This is a genomic window from Stenotrophomonas sp. YJH_SMC_25, from assembly GCF_059369595.1.
The window spans coordinates 146711-163655 of record NZ_JCAFSV010000001.1; the positions used below are offsets into that span (position 1 = coordinate 146711).

At 65.6% G+C, this 16945-nt stretch carries 17 protein-coding genes; 11 read left to right on the forward strand and 6 right to left on the reverse strand.

All coding sequences use genetic code 11. From position 1 onward, the window contains the following. Positions 1 to 191 precede the first annotated feature (191 nt). Positions 192 to 1109 carry a hypothetical protein gene (locus tag AC5P7E_RS00730; protein ID WP_062607385.1) on the forward strand — a complete coding sequence of 306 codons (918 nt, stop codon included), beginning with the start codon at positions 192 to 194 and terminating at the stop codon, positions 1107 to 1109. 45 nt (positions 1110 to 1154) lie between these two features. Here the strand turns inward: AC5P7E_RS00730 and AC5P7E_RS00735 are convergent, their stop codons facing one another. Further along, a complete protein-coding gene (locus AC5P7E_RS00735; protein ID WP_005410250.1) occupies positions 1155 to 2303 on the reverse strand; it encodes an acyl-CoA dehydrogenase family protein in 1149 nt (382 codons plus the stop codon). A 153-nt stretch (positions 2304 to 2456) separates the two neighbouring features. On the opposite strand from AC5P7E_RS00735, the gene AC5P7E_RS00740 reads away from it, so the two are divergent. The 4 genes from AC5P7E_RS00740 (at position 2457) to AC5P7E_RS00755 (ending at position 8507) form a co-directional block, all read left to right on the forward strand. Beyond that, positions 2457 to 3386 (forward strand): ArsR/SmtB family transcription factor, encoded by a 930-nt coding sequence (locus tag AC5P7E_RS00740; protein WP_005410251.1) that lies wholly within the window; start codon positions 2457 to 2459, stop codon positions 3384 to 3386. Positions 3387 to 3399: 13 nt separating this feature from the next. Beyond that, positions 3400 to 4491 carry a homocysteine S-methyltransferase family protein gene (locus AC5P7E_RS00745; protein WP_012480774.1) on the forward strand — a complete coding sequence of 364 codons (1092 nt, stop codon included), beginning with the start codon at positions 3400 to 3402 and terminating at the stop codon, positions 4489 to 4491. A gap of 57 nt (positions 4492 to 4548) precedes the next feature. Next, on the forward strand, positions 4549 to 7233 hold the full coding sequence (metH, locus tag AC5P7E_RS00750; protein WP_033833945.1) for a methionine synthase: 2685 nt from the start codon (positions 4549 to 4551) through the stop codon (positions 7231 to 7233). A gap of 86 nt (positions 7234 to 7319) precedes the next feature. Then, positions 7320 to 8507, forward strand: coding sequence for an MFS transporter (locus tag AC5P7E_RS00755; RefSeq protein WP_024957246.1), 1188 nt, complete (start codon positions 7320 to 7322; stop codon positions 8505 to 8507). A gap of 48 nt (positions 8508 to 8555) precedes the next feature. Here the strand turns inward: AC5P7E_RS00755 and AC5P7E_RS00760 are convergent, their stop codons facing one another. The 5 genes from AC5P7E_RS00760 to AC5P7E_RS00780 all read right to left on the reverse strand — a co-directional run bounded on the left by AC5P7E_RS00760 (position 8556) and on the right by AC5P7E_RS00780 (position 12516). Beyond that, positions 8556 to 9236 carry a DUF2058 domain-containing protein gene (locus AC5P7E_RS00760; protein WP_005410255.1) on the reverse strand — a complete coding sequence of 227 codons (681 nt, stop codon included), beginning with the start codon at positions 9234 to 9236 and terminating at the stop codon, positions 8556 to 8558. Positions 9237 to 9246: 10 nt separating this feature from the next. Further along, positions 9247 to 9489: a SlyX family protein gene (locus AC5P7E_RS00765; protein ID WP_005410256.1), complete on the reverse strand. Its 243-nt coding sequence runs from the start codon at positions 9487 to 9489 to the stop codon at positions 9247 to 9249. Beyond that, positions 9482 to 10831, reverse strand: coding sequence for a UDP-glucose dehydrogenase family protein (locus AC5P7E_RS00770; RefSeq protein ID WP_005410257.1), 1350 nt, complete (start codon positions 10829 to 10831; stop codon positions 9482 to 9484). Before AC5P7E_RS00770 ends, AC5P7E_RS00765 begins: the two co-directional genes overlap by 8 nt. Positions 10832 to 10854: 23 nt before the next feature. Then, positions 10855 to 11832 carry an FKBP-type peptidyl-prolyl cis-trans isomerase gene (locus tag AC5P7E_RS00775; RefSeq protein ID WP_005413927.1) on the reverse strand — a complete coding sequence of 326 codons (978 nt, stop codon included), beginning with the start codon at positions 11830 to 11832 and terminating at the stop codon, positions 10855 to 10857. Between the two features lie 96 nt (positions 11833 to 11928). Beyond that, positions 11929 to 12516 (reverse strand): glutathione peroxidase, encoded by a 588-nt coding sequence (locus tag AC5P7E_RS00780; RefSeq protein WP_032966917.1) that lies wholly within the window; start codon positions 12514 to 12516, stop codon positions 11929 to 11931. A 365-nt stretch (positions 12517 to 12881) separates the two neighbouring features. Here AC5P7E_RS00780 and AC5P7E_RS00785 point away from each other — a divergent pair, with 365 nt between their 5' ends. Genes AC5P7E_RS00785 through AC5P7E_RS00810 form a run of 6 tightly spaced genes read left to right on the forward strand, consistent with a single transcriptional unit; the run spans position 12882 to position 16935 of the window. Next, entirely contained in the window at positions 12882 to 13118 is a 237-nt protein-coding gene (locus AC5P7E_RS00785) for a hypothetical protein (protein WP_005413929.1), read from the forward strand. 2 nt (positions 13119 to 13120) lie between these two features. Beyond that, complete coding sequence (locus tag AC5P7E_RS00790; protein ID WP_005410261.1) at positions 13121 to 13480, forward strand: GntR family transcriptional regulator; 360 nt, start codon at positions 13121 to 13123, stop codon at positions 13478 to 13480. Next, positions 13480 to 14355 carry an ABC transporter ATP-binding protein gene (locus AC5P7E_RS00795; RefSeq protein WP_005410262.1) on the forward strand — a complete coding sequence of 292 codons (876 nt, stop codon included), beginning with the start codon at positions 13480 to 13482 and terminating at the stop codon, positions 14353 to 14355. The genes AC5P7E_RS00790 and AC5P7E_RS00795 overlap by 1 nt, the downstream gene beginning before the upstream one ends. Beyond that, positions 14352 to 15380 carry an ABC-2 transporter permease gene (locus AC5P7E_RS00800; RefSeq protein ID WP_005410263.1) on the forward strand — a complete coding sequence of 343 codons (1029 nt, stop codon included), beginning with the start codon at positions 14352 to 14354 and terminating at the stop codon, positions 15378 to 15380. Before AC5P7E_RS00795 ends, AC5P7E_RS00800 begins: the two co-directional genes overlap by 4 nt. A 25-nt stretch (positions 15381 to 15405) precedes the next feature. Further along, positions 15406 to 16293, forward strand: coding sequence for a GIN domain-containing protein (locus AC5P7E_RS00805; protein ID WP_005410264.1), 888 nt, complete (start codon positions 15406 to 15408; stop codon positions 16291 to 16293). Positions 16294 to 16323: 30 nt separating this feature from the next. Next, positions 16324 to 16935, forward strand: a complete 612-nt coding sequence (locus AC5P7E_RS00810; RefSeq protein ID WP_005413931.1) for a YggN family protein — start codon at positions 16324 to 16326, stop codon at positions 16933 to 16935. Positions 16936 to 16945: the final 10 nt, after the last annotated feature.

Sequence of the window (16945 nt, forward strand, 5' to 3'; positions counted from 1 at the left end):
CGGTCGCATACGGCCTGTACTGAAAAGTCCCTTCCACTGCTGCGCCGACAACGAGGCGCTCAAGGCGTCTACCGGTTTCGCATAAGGCTCCCGCTTTGGACTCCTGGGCGCGCAGTAGTGCGGCACGCCCGGATCGTTGCTATCCAGATACCTCCACGGCAATCGATCCGATGCCGCCCAGGAGACAGTTCATGGAAAGAGCACCACTACGACGCTTCAGCCGCCCCGCCCTTCTGCTTGGTGCGCTCTTCGCGGCCAGCAGCGTCCAGGACGCACATGCGGCAGGCGTTCTCGTCTGCGACAACTGTCGCGATCCACGCGCGCTGGCGCTGTCCTCGGGCACGGGGCCCACCATCGTCGCCGACTTCCAGCAGCGCCGGCTCCATGGTTTCGATGTGGAATACGATCGCGAGCTGCGTCGCTATCGCGCCACCAGGGCGCAGATTCCCGGGCCAATCAACGCATCCTTCAATCGGATCATGGGGATGCTCGACAACAACGTGCCAACCGTACAGTTCGCGCCGCGGCAGTGGGCCGGAAGAGGAGTCCAGTACGAGGTTCATCCTGATGACCCGCAATACGCCAACGGCATAGGCTTCCCGGAAGAGCACAAGAACCTCAACGCCTACGATGTCGTGCAGATGGCAACCGAGCGATTCAGGCTGGAGAGCGCCATGGGCAAGGCATTCACTGGCGCCACGACATCGTCGAGGGCCTGGAACAGCATGGCGATATTCCTGTCCTCGATCGGCCTGAGCTTCGTCAGCAAGGCCCTCGGAATCGACGGTGCAATCTACAGGATCACCTGGCGCGATGGCTCGAAGACTACGCTGGTCATCGTCTCTTCGTCAGTGGACACCGCCAGATACGTGCAAGGCCAGAGCAAGGACGCCAATGGCAACATGATTCCCGACGGCGCGGCAACCAGCCCCGGCCTGGCCCAACACTTCGCCGGCACCTACAACTTCAACAGCCGGGACGATCTGGATCGATGGATCGACTCCGGTCGCCTCTATGGGATGAACATGTTCCCCGGCGCTCCACCTGAGTCGCTGCAGATCGTCTGTGAATGGAACGGAACGGATATCGTTTGCCGATTGCCACGTTGATCGCACAAGGGAAACGGGGCGGCAATCGCCGCCCCGTCGCGTCCATCAGCGCAACCCGGTCTCGTTGCGCGCGATCACCAGGCGCTGGATCTCCGAGGTGCCCTCGTAGATCTCGGTGATCTTGGCATCACGGAAGTAACGCTCCAGCGGCATCTCCTTCGAGTACCCCATGCCGCCGTGGATCTGCACCGCCTGGTGCGTGATCCACATCGCTGCTTCCGAAGCGGTCAGTTTGGCCACCGCTGCTTCGGTGCTGAAACGCTTGCCCTGGCCCTTCACCCACGCGGCACGCAGGGTCAGCAGCAGCGCTGCGTCCAGCTTGCACTTCATGTCGGCGATCTTGGCCTGGGTCATCTGGAAGGTGCCGATGGCCGCGCCGAAGGCCTTGCGCTCCTTCACGTATTCCAGGGTCGCCTCATAGGCGGCTCGGGCGATGCCGATGGCCTGCGAGGCGATGCCGATGCGGCCAGCATCGAGCACGCTCATGGCGATCTTGAAGCCCTCGCCTTCCTGGCCCAGCACGTCTTCGGCCTGCGCCACGTAATCGTTGAACTCGATCTCGCAGGTGGCCGAAGCGCGGATGCCCAGCTTCGGCTCGGTCTTGCCGCGACCGAAGCCCGCCTTGTCGGTATCGATGAGGAAGGCGGTGATGCCGCGCGCGCCCTTGTCCGGCTCGCTCATCGCGAACAGCACGATGTACCTGGCCACCGGGCCGGAGGTGATCCAGCTCTTCTTGCCGTTGATGACGAAGGTGCCGTCGGCCTGCTTCACCGCGCGGCAGCGCATGGCGGTGGCATCGGAGCCGGACTGCGGCTCGGTCAGCGCGAACGCGCCGATGGCCTCGCCCTCGGCGATGGCACGCACGTAGGTCTGCTTCTGCTGCTCGGTACCGTGGGTGAGGATGCCGTTGCAGAACAGCGAGTTGTTGACCGACATGATGGTCGAATGGGCTGCGTCGGCGGCGGCGACCTCCACCATCGCCAGCACGTACGCAACCGGGTCCATGCCCGCGCCACCGTATTCGGTCGGCACTTCGATGCCCATCAGGCCGTTCTCGCCCAGCAGGCGGATGTTGTCGAGCGGGAACTCGCCGGTACGGTCATGGTGCTCCGCGCTCGGGGCGATCTTCTCCTGCGCGATGCGCCGCGCAACGTCCTGCAGCATCAACTGCTCTTCGGTAAAGCTGAAATCCACAACACCCTCCCGGGTACATGAAGTTATGGGCTACATACGGCGCGCCCAGGTGTCCCGATTGTACCGGGGCCCGGCTGTTTCCGTACGCTGGCGACTTGACCGCGACGGGCCCTTTCAGCGAATATATCTCTATATCGCGATAGGTAGATATTTATGGATCTTGAAGACTGGTCGACCCGCCTGAAGGTGTTCGCCGATGCGACCCGCGTGCGCCTGCTGGCGCTGCTGGAGCAGGAGGAACTGACCGTGGCCGAACTGTCGGCGATCACCCGGCTGGCACAGCCACGCGTGTCCACCCACCTGGCGCGCCTGAAGGAAGCCGGCCTGGTCCGCGACCGCCGTGCCGGCGTATCGGCCTATTACCGCTTCGACGAGGCCCAGCTGGATCCGGCGCAGCGTGCATTGTGGCATGCCTTGAGCAACGGAAGCGATGACCCGCTGCTGCGCCAGGACGCTGAACGCGTCGCTGCCGTGCTGGCCCACCGCGCCTCCGACCAGAACTGGGCCGACAGCGTGGCCGGCGACATGGAACGCCACTACTCCCCGGGGCGCACCTGGGAAGCCCTCGCCCGCACCGCGCTGCCGCTGCTGGAGACCGGCGACGTGCTGGACATCGCCTCTGGTGACGGCGTGCTGGCCGAACTGGTGGCCCCGCATGCCAAGCGCTACATCTGCATCGACACCAGCGCGCGCGTGGTCGCCGCCGCCAGCGAGCGCCTGCGCCGTCTGCCCAACGTGGAAGTGCGCGAGGGCGACATGCATGCGCTGCCCTTCAAGGACAACAGTTTCGATCTGGTAGTGCTGATGCACGCGCTGACCTACGCCAGCAAGCCGGCGCAGGCGGTGACCGAAGGCGCGCGCGTGCTGCGCCCGGGCGGGCGCCTGCTGCTGTGCAGCCTGGCCCGCCACGAACACAAGGCCGCGGTGGAAGCCTACGGCCACGTCAACCTCGGCTTCAGCGACAAGGAGCTGCGCAGGTTCGTCGACAAGGCCGGCCTGCAGGTATCCAGCCTGGAGACGGTCACCCGCGAGAAGCGTCCGCCGCACTTCGAAGTGATTTCGCTGATCGCCCACAAACCCTGAGCCCGAGAACGCCATGCCTGCCCTGCCCTGGTTGCATCCTGAGCGTGCCAACGCCCTGCTCGACGCCCTGCGCGAGCGGATCCTGATCATCGACGGTGCGATGGGCACGATGATCCAGCGCCACGGCCTGCAGGAAGACGATTACCGTGGCGAACGCTTCGCCGGCGGTTACGATCACAGCCATGGCCCCGGCTGCGACCACGGCACGCCGGAGGGCCATGACCTGAAGGGCAACAACGATCTGCTGCTGCTGACCCGGCCGCAGATCGTCGCAGACATCCACACCGCCTACCTGGAAGCGGGCGCGGACCTGGTCGAGACCAACACCTTCAACGCCACTTCGGTCAGCCAGGCCGACTACCACCTCGAACACCTGGTGTACGAGTTGAACAAGGCCGGCGCTGCGGTCGCGCGCACCTGTTGTGACGCCGTGGCCGCAACCACCCCGGGGAAGCCGCGCTTCGTGATCGGGGTGGTCGGCCCGACCAGCCGCACCGCCTCGATCAGCCCGGACGTGAACGATCCGGGCTTCCGCAACACCAGCTTCGACGAACTGCGCGACACCTACCGCGAAGCCATCGAGGGCCTGATCGACGGCGGCGCCGACACCATCATGGTCGAGACCATCTTCGACACGCTCAACGCCAAGGCCGCGCTGTATGCGCTGGAGGAAGCGTTCGATGCGCGCGGCGCGCGGTTGCCGGTGATGATCTCCGGCACCATCACCGACGCTTCCGGTCGCACCCTGTCCGGGCAGACTGCGGAAGCCTTCCATGCCTCGCTGGCGCATGCTCGGCCGCTGTCGATCGGGCTGAACTGCGCGCTGGGCGCCGATGCGATGCGACCGCACGTGGAAACCCTTGCGCAGGTCGCCGACTGCTACGTCAGCGCACACCCCAATGCCGGTCTGCCCAATGCCTTCGGCGAGTATGACGAGACGCCGGAGGACATGGCCAGCACCCTGCGAGGCTTCGCCGAAGATGGCCTGCTGAACCTGGTCGGCGGCTGCTGCGGCTCCACGCCCGACCATATCCGCGCAATTGCCGCGGCTGTGACCGGGCTGCCGCCGCGCGCACTGCCCGGCACCCGGGAGCAGGCCGCATGAATGTCGCCGCCACCGTTCCGCACTTCCCGCCCTATTGCTGCTGAGCCGACGCCTGCCATGACGCCTGTCCGCCCTACCCGCCTGTCCGGCCTGGAACCCCTGGTCATCACCCCGGACCTGCTGTTCATCAACGTCGGCGAACGCACCAACGTGACCGGCAGCGCGCAGTTCCGCAAGCTGATCAAGGAAGGCCGCTACGAAGAAGCGGTGGACGTGGCCCGCCAGCAGGTGGCAAGCGGCGCGCAGATCCTCGACGTCAACATGGACGAGGGCCTGATCGATTCGGAGGCGGCGATGACCCGCTACCTCAACCTGATCATGTCCGAGCCGGACATCGCCCGCATCCCGGTGATGGTCGACTCCTCCAAGTGGAGCGTGATCGAGGCCGGCCTGAAGTGCCTGCAGGGCAAGAGCGTGGTCAACTCGATCTCGCTGAAGGAAGGCGAGGCGCTTTTCCGCGAACACGCGCGCAAGGTCCTGCGCTATGGCGCCGCCGCGGTGGTCATGGCCTTCGATGAAAGCGGGCAGGCCGATACGTGTGCGCGCAAGGTCGAGATCTGTACCCGCGCCTACCGCATCCTCGTCGACGAGATCGGCTTCCCGCCGCAGGACATCATCTTCGACCCGAACATCTTCGCCGTCGCCACTGGCATCGAAGAACATGACAACTATGCGGTGGACTTCATCGAAGCCACCCGCATCATCAAGCAGACGCTGCCGCACTGCCATGTGTCCGGCGGCGTCTCCAATGTCTCGTTCTCGTTCCGCGGCAACGAAACGGTGCGCCAGGCCATCCATTCGGTGTTCCTGTACCACGCCATCGCCGCCGGCATGGACATGGGCATCGTCAATGCCGGTGCCATGCCGATCTACGATGAGCTGGAGCCGGAGCTGCGTGAGCGCGTGGAGGATGTGATCCTCAACCGCCGCAGCGATGCCACCGAACGCCTGCTGGAGATCGCCGAGCGCTACAAGGGCAGGAAGGGTGCGGCGAAGACCGAAGACCTGGCCTGGCGCGACAAGCCGGTGGCGCAGCGCCTGGCGCATGCACTGGTGCACGGCCTGGATGCCTTCGTTGAGGAAGACACCGAACTGGCCCGACAGGCCTCCAGCCGCCCGCTGGACGTGATCGAGGGCCCGCTGATGGACGGCATGAACATCGTCGGTGACCTGTTCGGCGCCGGCAAGATGTTCCTGCCGCAGGTGGTGAAATCCGCGCGTGTGATGAAGAAGGCCGTGGCCTACCTCCTGCCGTACATCGAGGCGGAGAAGGCGCGCAGCGGCGACACTGCCAAGAGCAACGGCAAGATCATCATGGCCACGGTGAAGGGCGATGTGCATGACATCGGCAAGAACATCGTCGGCGTGGTCCTGGCCTGCAACAACTTCGAGGTGGTCGACCTTGGCGTGATGGTGCCGGCGCAGAAGATCCTCGATGCCGCGCGCGAGCACAACGCCGACCTGATCGGCCTGTCCGGTCTGATCACTCCCTCGCTGGAGGAGATGAGCCACGTCGCCCGCGAGATGGAGCGCCAGGGTTTCAATCTGCCGCTGCTGATCGGCGGCGCCACCACCTCGCGCGCGCACACCGCGTTGAAGATCGACCCGCACTACAAAGCGCCTACGGTGTGGGTGAAGGACGCCTCGCGCGCGGTCGGCGTGGCCCAGTCGCTGATCTCGCGCGACCTGCGCGAAGCCTTCGTTGCCGCCAACGAGGCCGACTATGCCGAGATCCGGGCACGGCACCGCAATCGTGGCGATGCCAAGCGCCTGGTGCCGCTGGAACATGCACGCGGGCAGAAGTTCCAGGGCGACTGGGGGAACTACACGCCGCCCGCGCCGAAGCAGCCGGGCCTGCACGTCTTCGATGACTATCCGCTGGCCGAGCTGGTCGAGTACATCGACTGGACGCCGTTCTTCCAGGCCTGGGAGCTTGCCGGCAAGTTCCCGGCGATCCTCACCGACGAGATCGTCGGCAGCCAGGCCAGCGAGCTGTACCGCGATGCCCGCGCGATGCTCGACCGCATCGTCGGCGAGAAGTGGCTGACCGCCAAGGCCGTGTTCGGCCTGTGGCCGGCCAACAGCGTCGGCGACGACGTGCGCGTGCAGCACCCACAGGGCGAGACCACCCTGCACTTCCTGCGCCAGCAGGTGGACAAGCCGGCCGAGCGTCCGGATTTCTGCCTGGCCGATTTCATCGCGCCGACCGACAGCGGCAGGCAGGACTGGATCGGCGCGTTCGCGGTCACTGCCGGCATCGGCATCGATGCCCACGTGGCGCGCTTCGAAGCCGAGCATGACGACTACAACGCGATCCTACTGAAGGCCCTGGCCGATCGCTTCGCCGAAGCCCTGGCCGAGCGCCTGCATCAGCGTGTACGCACGGAATTCTGGGGTTATGACCAGGCCGAGACGCTGGACAACGACGCCCTGATCGATGAGCAGTACCGTGGCATCCGCCCCGCTCCCGGCTATCCGGCGTGCCCCGAGCACAGCGAGAAGCGGCGCCTGTTCGATCTGCTGCGGGCCGAGGCCAACGCCGGCATGGAACTGACCGAGAGCTTTGCGATGCTTCCGACCGCCGCGGTATCGGGCTACTACTTCAGCCATCCGCAAAGCCAGTACTTCGTGGTCGGGCGCCTCAGCCGCGAGCAGGTCACCGACTACGCCCGGCGCAAGGGCGTGGAGCGCGCCCAGGCCGAGCGCTGGCTGGCCTCCAACCTCGACTACGATCCCGAATGACCCGAAAAGGGGACGGAGGGGATTAAGTCGTTTGTGCCTCAAACGACTTAATCCCCTCCGTCCCCTTTTTGCTTCATCATTCCGCGATGACCGTTCCCGTTGCCCGTCTTTCCAGCTTCTACCTGTTCTATTACGCGGCGCTGGGCGCGTTCACTCCGTACTGGAGCCTGTTCCTCACTGCACGCGGGATGAGCGTGACCGCCATCAGCGTGATGATGGGGCTGTGGTATGCCACACGCGTGGTTGCACCCAGTGCCTGGACCTCGCTGGCAGCCACCTCACCGCGGCCGATCCGACTGTTGCGCATCGGCTGCGTACTGACCCTGATCAGCTTCGCCGCATTCCTGCTGCCTCTGCCGCAGCCGTGGATGTATCCGGCGATGATCGTGTTCTGCTTCTTCTACAACGCGGTGATGCCGCAGTTCGAGTCGATCACCCTCACCCATCTCGGCAGCGACAGCCATCGCTACGGCCTGATCCGGGTCTGGGGTTCGCTTGGGTTCATCGCCATCGTCACCCTGTTCGGCTGGCTGATCGAAGGTGACGGCACCGCCGGCCGCGCCGGGCTGCTGCCCTGGATGATGCTGCCGCTGTTCGTCCTGCTGGTCGCCTCGGCCTTCAGCAACCACTACGCACGCGACATCGGCAGGACCGGCGGCGATGCCAGCGGCTTCTGGCAGATCGTGCGCCGCCCGCCGGTGCTGGCGTTCTTCCTGGCCGCTTTCATGGAGCAGCTCTCGTTCGGCCCGTACTACACCTTCTTCTCGGTCTACATGGACCACCATGGCTATCGCACATCCACGCTCGGCCTGCTCTGGACCATCGGCGTGGTGTTCGAAGTGGGCGTGTTCTTCACCATCGGCCGCTTCTTCCGCCGCTATGACGCCAGCTGGATGCTGCTGATCGCACTGGTCAGTTCCTGCCTGCGCTGGGCCGTGACCGCACTGTACCCGGAAAACCTGCCGGTGATGCTGCTGGCGCAGACCGCGCACGCGCTGGGCTTTGCCGCGTTCTTCGCCGCGGCGATGCAGATGCTGGCGATCTACTTCCCCGGACGCCTCAATGGCCATGGCCAGGGCCTGCTGTACGGTTTCTCGTCCGGTGTCGGCGGCGTGCTGGGCGCGCTCATCGCCGGCCAATTGTGGAAGATCGACGAGGGACGCACGGCCTTCCTCGCAGGTAGCGGATTCGCTCTGGTCGGCGCACTGCTGTGCTTCTTCGCGCTGAGCCTGCCGTTGATCCGTGCACGCCACAGCACTGCGCGCGTCCGGTAACGAAAACGCCGGGCAATGCCCGGCGTTTTCATCGTGCAGCAGGTGCAGTTACCAGACCAGGTCGTCCGGTACCTGGTACTGCGGGTCCGCGTAGGGATCTTCCTCGGCCGGCGCGTTCGGGTCGACCTTCAGTGCCACCGATGCGGCAAACACCGCTTCGGACTGTGCCAGCACTTCGGCGGTCACCAGCAGGTAACGGCCATTGAGCTGGACCACGCCCAGCTCACCGGCATTGAGCGCGGTCAGCTGTTCGGCGGTCACGTAGATGCGCTTGATCTTGCCGCCATACGGGAAGTGGCGAGCGATATCAGCCGCCTCGGAGTTCAGGCCCTTGTCCTTCAGCAGTTCTTCCAGCTTGGCCTTCGCCTCGCGGCGCACGCGTGCTTCTTCCTGCTTCAGGCGCTCGGTCTCGATGCGCTCTTCCTTCTCACGCTGCGCACGGATGGCATAGGCCTTGGCCAGATCCATCTCTTCGGCGCTGCGCGGCTTGCGCGGGCCCTGCTGGCCCGGGCCACGCGACTGGCCGGGCCTGCCCGGGCCACCGTGGCCATGCCCGCGACGCTCGCCGGGCTTGTGCTCGCCCTTGCCAGCGCCCTGCGGCTTTCCATTGCCGTTGCCACCCTTGCCCTGCGGGCGGCCATCACGGCGGGGGCCATCATTCTTGCGCTCGGGCTTGGGCGCGGGCTTGAAGCCCAGGCCCATCAGCTGGTCGCGGAGGGTATCGCTCATAGGATTCGGATCAGTAGTGCGGCGGCGGTGGTTCGCTCGCCGGATCGGAAGAATTCAGTGCGTTGCGGACCTTGCCCAGGTCCTCCAGCAGCACACGCAGCACGTCGGCGTTGCGCATGCCCTGCATGCGGGCATCGGCCAGCGCATCGCTCAATTCGGCAAGCGCCTGTTCCTGGAAGGACACGCGCATTTCCAGTTCGACCAGGCGCGCTTCCAGCGCCTGCTCCCGTTCGGTCGGCAGCAGGTCAGACATGCAGCGAACGCCCCCGGCCAATGCCGTAGTACGCCAGGCCGGCAGCTTCCACTTCGGCAGGATCGTACAGATTGCGCCCATCGAACACCGCCGCGTCCTTCAGCTGCTCGCGCAGCTTCTGGAAGTCGGGGCTGCGGAACTGCTTCCACTCGGTGACCACCACCAGCGCGTCGGCCCCTTCGAGGGCCTCATCAGCACTGCTGCAGAACACCAGGTCATCGCGCTCGCCGAAGATGCGCTGCGATTCATGCATCGCTTCCGGGTCGTAGGCACGCACCGTGGCACCGCCCTCCCACAGCTGCGCCAGCAGGCGACGGCTGGAGGCTTCACGCATGTCGTCGGTGTTCGGCTTGAAGGCCAGGCCCCACACGGCAAAGGTCCTGCCGCGCACGCCTTCGTCCTCGCCCTTGTCGTAATGACGCTGGATGAGGGCGAACAGGTGGCCCTTCTGCGCATCGTTGACCGCTTCCACCGCGTTCAGCAGCTTCGGCTCAAGACCATGCTGCTGGGCGGTGCGGGCCAGCGCCTGCACGTCCTTGGGGAAGCAGGAGCCACCATAGCCGGCGCCCGGGTAGATGAAGTGCCAGCCGATGCGCGGGTCCGAGCCGATACCCTGGCGGACCTGCTCGACGTCGGCACCGACGCGCTCGGCGATGTTCGCGATTTCGTTCATGAACGAAATCTTGGTCGCCAGCATCGCGTTCGCCGCGTACTTGGTCAGCTCGGCCGAGCGCACGTCCATTTCCACCACGCGGTCGTGGTTGCGGTTGAACGGCGCATACAGACGACGCATCACCGCGACCGACTCCTCGCTGGTCGCACCAATGATGATGCGGTCCGGGCGCATGCAGTCGGCGACCGCGTCGCCTTCCTTCAGGAATTCCGGGTTGGACACCACGTCAAAGGTGATATCCGCGCCACGCGCGGCAAGTTCTTCAGCAATGGCCGCACGCACCTTGTCGGCGGTGCCCACCGGCACCGTCGACTTGTTGACCACCACGGTCGGCACGCTCATGTGCCGGCCAATGGTACGGGCCACGGCCAGTACGTACTGCAGGTCAGCGCTGCCGTCCTCGTCCGGCGGCGTGCCGACGGCGATGAACACCACCTGGCCATGCGCGATCGCGGACGCGGCATCGGTGGTGAATGCCAGCCGCGACGCGGCGTGGTTGGCCTTCACCATCGGCTCCAGGCCGGGCTCATAGATCGGGATGATGCCCTGGTTGAGGCCATCCACCTTGGCCTGGTCGATATCGACGCAGACCACCTGATGACCGACATCGGCCAGGCAGGTACCGGTCACCAGACCTACATAACCGGTACCGAAAATCGCAACGCGCATGTCCGTGCAGGCTCCGTGGTGGCTTACGGCAGGACGCCCAGCAGCTCGACGTCGAACGTCAGAGTCGCGTTCGGGCCGATCGGGCCACCCGGCGTACCGTTCTCGCCATAAGCCAGATTGCCCGGGATCCAGAAGCGGTACTTCGAACCGACCGGCATCAGCGCAACGCCCTCGGTCCAGCCCTTGATCACCTGGTCCAGGCCGAACTCGGCCGGCTGACGACCATAGGAGCTGTCGAACACGGTGCCGTTGAGCAGCTTGCCTTCATAGTTCACGCGCACCTTGCTGCTCGGCAGCGGGCGCTCGCCGCTACCCGGGCGGATGACCTGGTACTGCAGGCCCGAGGCCGTCGTCACGACGCCCGGCTGGGTCTTGTTCTTGGCCAGGAAGGCATTGCCTTCTTCGCGGTTGGTCTGCGCAGCAGCGGCAGCCTTGGCCTGCATTTCAGCCTGCTTGCTGCCCATGAAGGCCTGGATGGTGGCGGTCGCGTCAGCTTCCGTCATCTTCGGCTGGCCCTTGGTCAGGCCGGTGCTGATCGCGTCAAACAGCGAGGCAACATCGATGTCGTCCTTCAGCTGCGCCAGCGACGGGCCCACAGAGTAGGAACCGATCATCTGCGACACCTTGACGCGGTCGACCTTCGGCGGCTGCGAACCCGGCGCCATGCCCGGCACCTGCTGGCCGCTGCGGGCCATCACGACCTGGCGCAGGGCCGCGTCGGTGGCCTTGGCCTGTTCCTGGGTGATCTGCGGCTGCAGGCCTTCGAACGAACGCTCCACGGCGGTGCGCAGCGCGGCCACGTCGATCTCATCGGCGATCGGGGTGAACGACTTGGCCACGTCCAGGCCGATGGCGTAGCCGAGCTTCTGCTTGGGGGAATTCAAGGTTGCGGTCTCCTTGGCGGCTGCGGGGGCAGCCGATTGTTGCGACAGAGCGACACCTGAAGTGCCCATCGCCAGAATCAGAACCGACGCCGCGGCGCCGCGCATTCCCATCTTCATTCGCTGCATTCCTGGAAGTGTCTGGGCGCCGACGTCGGCGCGAAAAGAAGCATTGTCGCACGCATGCCGTCGATGTCGAGGCATCCGTGCCGGATATCAATGTGCGGCCGCTGCGGCCAGCGCCTTGTCGATGGCCGCAGTCAGCTGCGGATCATCCGGCGTCACCTTGCTGGCGAACTGGGCGATGACCTTGCCATCGCGGCCGACCAGGTACTTGTGGAAATTCCAGCCCGGTGCCACGCCGGTGGCCGCGGTCAACCGTTGATAGAGCGGCGTCGCCTCCGCACCGACCACGTGCACCTTCTCGAACATCGGGAACTTGACCCCGTAGGTGAGCGTGCAGAAATCCTGGATCTGCTTCTCGTCACCGGGCTCCTGGCCCTTGAAATCGTTGGACGGGAAGCCGAGCACGGCAAAACCTCGGCCGGCATAGCGCTTCTGCAGCGCCTCCAAGCCTTCGTACTGAGGGGTATAGCCGCACTTGCTTGCGGTATTGACCACCAGCAGCACCTGTCCGTGGTAGCGCTGCTGCAGGTTGACCTGCTGCTTGCTGGCCAGCGGGCGGTAGTCGAGGTCGAGAAGATCGGCCGCCAGCACGTGGGTGGAACCGGCCAGGCCGGCTACCAGCAGGGTCAGCAGGGACAGGCCGCGCAGGCGGCGCGGCATAACGGTCGGCAAGGGCATCGAGAGCAGTCCGCGGTGGCCATTCACAGGGCCGGCCGGTAGCGGCCGGAGTCGGCCGAACTATAGCACCGGGCCCCCTTCCCCCTTGTTGCAAGGGGCGCCTGTGGCTTTGCGCGGCGTGGCGCTTTCCTGCACGACCCGCCAGCAACGGCGCAGTAATGACATAGCATGGACAACACTGAATGGAAGGCGCGCCTGGGTCGGCCCGCGCCAGAACCTGATTTCCCTTCCGAATCAATCGGATAAACGGATATTTCAGCGATTTGACCACCCCTGCCATCAGTTGGGGACGGCAAGGGGTTGCACGTAGGCGTGCCGGTGTTATAGTTGCATACAACACCAGTCACCTGAGACAGGGGGAAGCCATGAACGCCCGGATCCGTCGCAACCTCACCGCACCCGCGGCCGCTGCTGTTTCGACCCTGATCGTGCTGGCCTGGCTGGCCACGCCCACCGCCCCCGCCTCGCCCGACAGTGCGCAGGATGCAATCGCTACACCGGCCGGGAACGCCGATCCCTCCCCCCCTCCCCCGCGTCGGCTGCACAGCTCCCTGTCCATGCCGTATTTCTCGTTCGCCCAGCCGCTGACCCCACGGAGCTGAATATGAGCGACATCCAGTGGAGCGACGGCGCTCCCATCTACCGTCAGTTGAAGGAGCGCGTGATCGCCATGATGCTCGACGGAATCCTCAAGCCGGGCGATGCCCTGCCTTCGGTGCGCCAGGTGGCCGCCGATTACCAGCTGAATCCCATCACCGTTTCGCGCGCTTACCAGGAACTGGCCGACGAAGGCCTGGTCGAAAAGCGCCGCGGGCTGGGCATGTTCATGACCGAGCAGGCCGCCACGCAGCTGCGCAGCAGCGAGCGCGAGCGCTTCCTCAATGAAGAATGGCCGGCCGTGCTGGAGCGCATCCAGCGCCTGGGCCTGAGCCTCGACGAATTGCTGCCCCAGGGGAAAGTCTGATGAATAGCACCGCAAGCGAACCGGTCATCACCGCCCGCGGCCTGCGCAAGGCCTACAAGTCCACCGTTGCCCTCGACAGTGCCAGCTTCAGCATTCCGAGCGGGCGCATCGTCGGCCTGATCGGTCCCAATGGCGCCGGCAAGACCACCGCGCTGAAGGCCATTCTTGGCCTCACCTCGGTGGAAGGTGAGTTGAGCGTGCTCGGGCGCGACCCGCGGCTGCACCGCGACGAACTGATGAACGACATCTGCTTCATCGCCGACGTCGCCGTGCTGCCGCGCTGGCTGAAGGTGCGCGAAGCCATCGATTTCGTCGCCGGCGTGCATCCGCGCTTCGACCGCGCCCGCTGCGAGCGCTTCCTGGCCAACACCAAGCTGCAGCCGAAGCAGCGCGTGCGCGAGCTGTCCAAGGGCATGATCGTGCAGCTGCACCTGGCCCTGGTGATGGCCATCGATGCCCGCATCCTGGTACTGGACGAGCCCACCCTGGGCCTGGACATCCTGTACCGCAAGGAGTTCTACCAGCGCCTGCTGGAAGACTACTTCGACGAGCAGAAGACCATCATCGTCACCACCCACCAGGTGGAAGAGATCGAGCACATCCTCAGCGACGTCATGTTCATCCGTGATGGCCGCATCGTGCTCGATGCGGAAATGGACGAGGTCGGCCAGCGTTACACCGAACTGCTGGTCAACGCCGACCAGCTGGAGACCGCACGCGCCCTGAAGCCGATCGACGAACGCAGCCTGGCGTTCGGCAAGACCGTGATGCTGTTCGACGGCGTACCGCGCGCCCAGCTTTCCACCCTTGGCGAGACCCGCAGCCCGGGCCTGGCCGACCTGTTCGTCGCCGTCATGAAGGGGACCTACGCATGAATGCCGTCAACCATCCCGTCAGCCCCCTCGGCACGCTGCGCTGGCTGCTCAAGCGCGAGTACTGGGAAAACCGCGGCGGTTTCCTGTATGCCCCGCTGATCGCCGGCCTGATCTCGCTGGTGATGAGCACCGTCGGCATCGCCTTCGGCCTGTTCGCGCTGAACCGCGCGGCGCGCAACGGTGCGCTGCATGTCGATGGCGAGAGCGTGAACGTCAATGGCCTGGACCTGGCGCTGCTCACCCGCAACATCGACGGCAAGGACCTTGCCGACCTCGGTAACGGCCTTGACCTGACCCTGGTGCTCAGCTCGGCATGGCCGTTCCTGGTGCTGGCCTTCGTGGTGTTCTTCTATTGCCTCGGCGCACTGTACGACGACCGCCGCGACCGCAGCATCCTGTTCTGGAAGTCGTTGCCGCTGTCGGATACCCAGACCGTGCTGTCCAAGGTCATCAGCGCACTGGTCGTGGCACCGCTGATCGCGGTGATTGCCGGCATCATCACCATGTTCGGCTTCATGCTGATCATCAGCATCGTCGCGCTGATGCACGGTGGCAGCCCGATGGCGCTGATCTGGGGGCCCGCCAGCCCGTTGACCCTGGCCGCTGGCCACCTGAGCTGGATTCCGGTCTACGCGCTTTGGGCCCTGCCCACTGCAGGGTGGCTGCTGCTGTGCTCAGCCTGGGCCAAGAGCAAGCCGTTCCTGTGGGCGGTGATGCTGCCACTGTTTGCCGGCGTCATCGTCAGCACCACCAAGATCATGCCGCTGTTCGGCCTGACCACCGGCTGGTTCTGGCAGAACATCGTCGGCCGCCTGCTGCTGGGCGGCGTGCCCGGCATGGACCTGCTGTACCGCCTCGGCGCAGGTGAAGGTTCGCGCCGCGACCTGGATTCGGTGGTCAGCCTGATGTCCCCCGCCTCGCAGCTGAAGTCGCTGGCGATGCCGGAGCTGTGGATCGGTGCGGCCGTCGGGGCACTGTTCATCTTCCTCGCCATCCGCCTGCGCAAGCGCGCCGGCGAGATCTGATTCCATCCACCCGGAGGCACCACCCATGCGTTCCCTGCTCGCCTGTTCTGCGTTGTTGCTGTTGCCGTTGTCGGCGCTGGCCGCCGATGCTCCGAACTGCAAGTTCACTGCCGCCCGCGCGCTGAAGCTGGACGTGGCCGGTGCCAAGACGGTGGTGTTCGAGGTCAACCAGCATGACCTGAAGGTGGTCGCCAGCGCTGGCGGCGGCCAGCTGGACGGCCGCGCCTGCGCGTCCAGCCAGGAATGGCTGGACCAGCTGGTACTGGACCAGCGCAAGGTGGGCGACAAGCTGGTGGTGAGCCTGCGCCGCGACGGCCGCCAAAGCGGCATCAGCCTGGGCAACAGCTACGCCTGGCTGGATATCCGTGGCAGCGTGCCGGACAACCTGCCGCTGCAGTTCAAGGTCGGCTCGGGTGACGCCAGCGTGGAGAACGCACAGTCGCTCAGCGTGGACGTCGGCTCCGGTGACGCGGTGGCCCGCGGTACCCGTGGCAGCATCCACGCTGCAGTGGGTTCCGGCGACCTCAACATCGATGGCGGCAGTTCGCTGAATCTGCTGTCACTGGGTTCCGGCGACGTCAATGCCCGCAACATCGGCGGCGATGCCATCACCGGCACTGTTGGTTCGGGTGACCTGAAGATCACCGATGTGCGTGGCAACGCACGCCTGGATACGGTCGGCTCCGGCGACATCGAGTTCAAGCGCGTGCAGGGCAGCGTCGAAGTCGGCGTGGTCGGCTCCGGTGGCATCGATCTGGCCGATATCGGCGGCAACGTGCATGTGCGCAGCCACGGCTCGGGCGACATCCAGGTGGACGGCGTACGCGGCAGCCTGACCGTCGATCACAGCGGCAGCGGCGATATCGAACACCGCAACGTCAGCGGCCGGGTCACCCTGCCGCGCAGCAAGTAATCCTCTTCCACACACGTCCAGGGGAACATCATGAACCTGTTGCGCCTGCTGCCCGCTACCCTGCTGTGCCTGCCGCTGATCGCCTGTGGTGGCACGTCCTCCGCCCCCGACAAGAGCGTCGGCAAGAGCGTCGCCGAAGCCACCAGCGGCGTCGGCCAGACCGTCAAGGAAGCCATGGACGATGCCCGCAAGGACATCGCCCAGGGCAACATCAAGATCTCGGCCGACAAGCAGCCGCGTGCGGAGATCACGCCGGATGGCCGCCTGCTGATCGCCGGCAAGGAGGTCGCCGCCAACGACGTCCAGCGCCGCCACCTGCAGGAGTACCGCGGTCACGTGGTCGCCGTTGCGATGGCGGGCATGGATGTCGGGCTGGCCGGCGCCAAGCTCGGCGCCAACGCCGCCGGTGAAGCGCTGAAGGGCATCTTCAGCGGCGACAGCGAAGGGGTGGAGAAGCGCATCAACGCCGAAGCCGCCAAGATCGAGGCCCAGGCCAAGCGCATCTGCGATCGCCTGCCGGCGATGCTGGCCAGCCAGCAGGCACTGGCGCGCGAGCTGCCGGCGTTCAAGCCCTACGCGACGATGGACCAGAGCGACGTGGACGACTGCGGCAAGGACAACTCGGTCACGTTCTCCAACTGAGACAAATCGA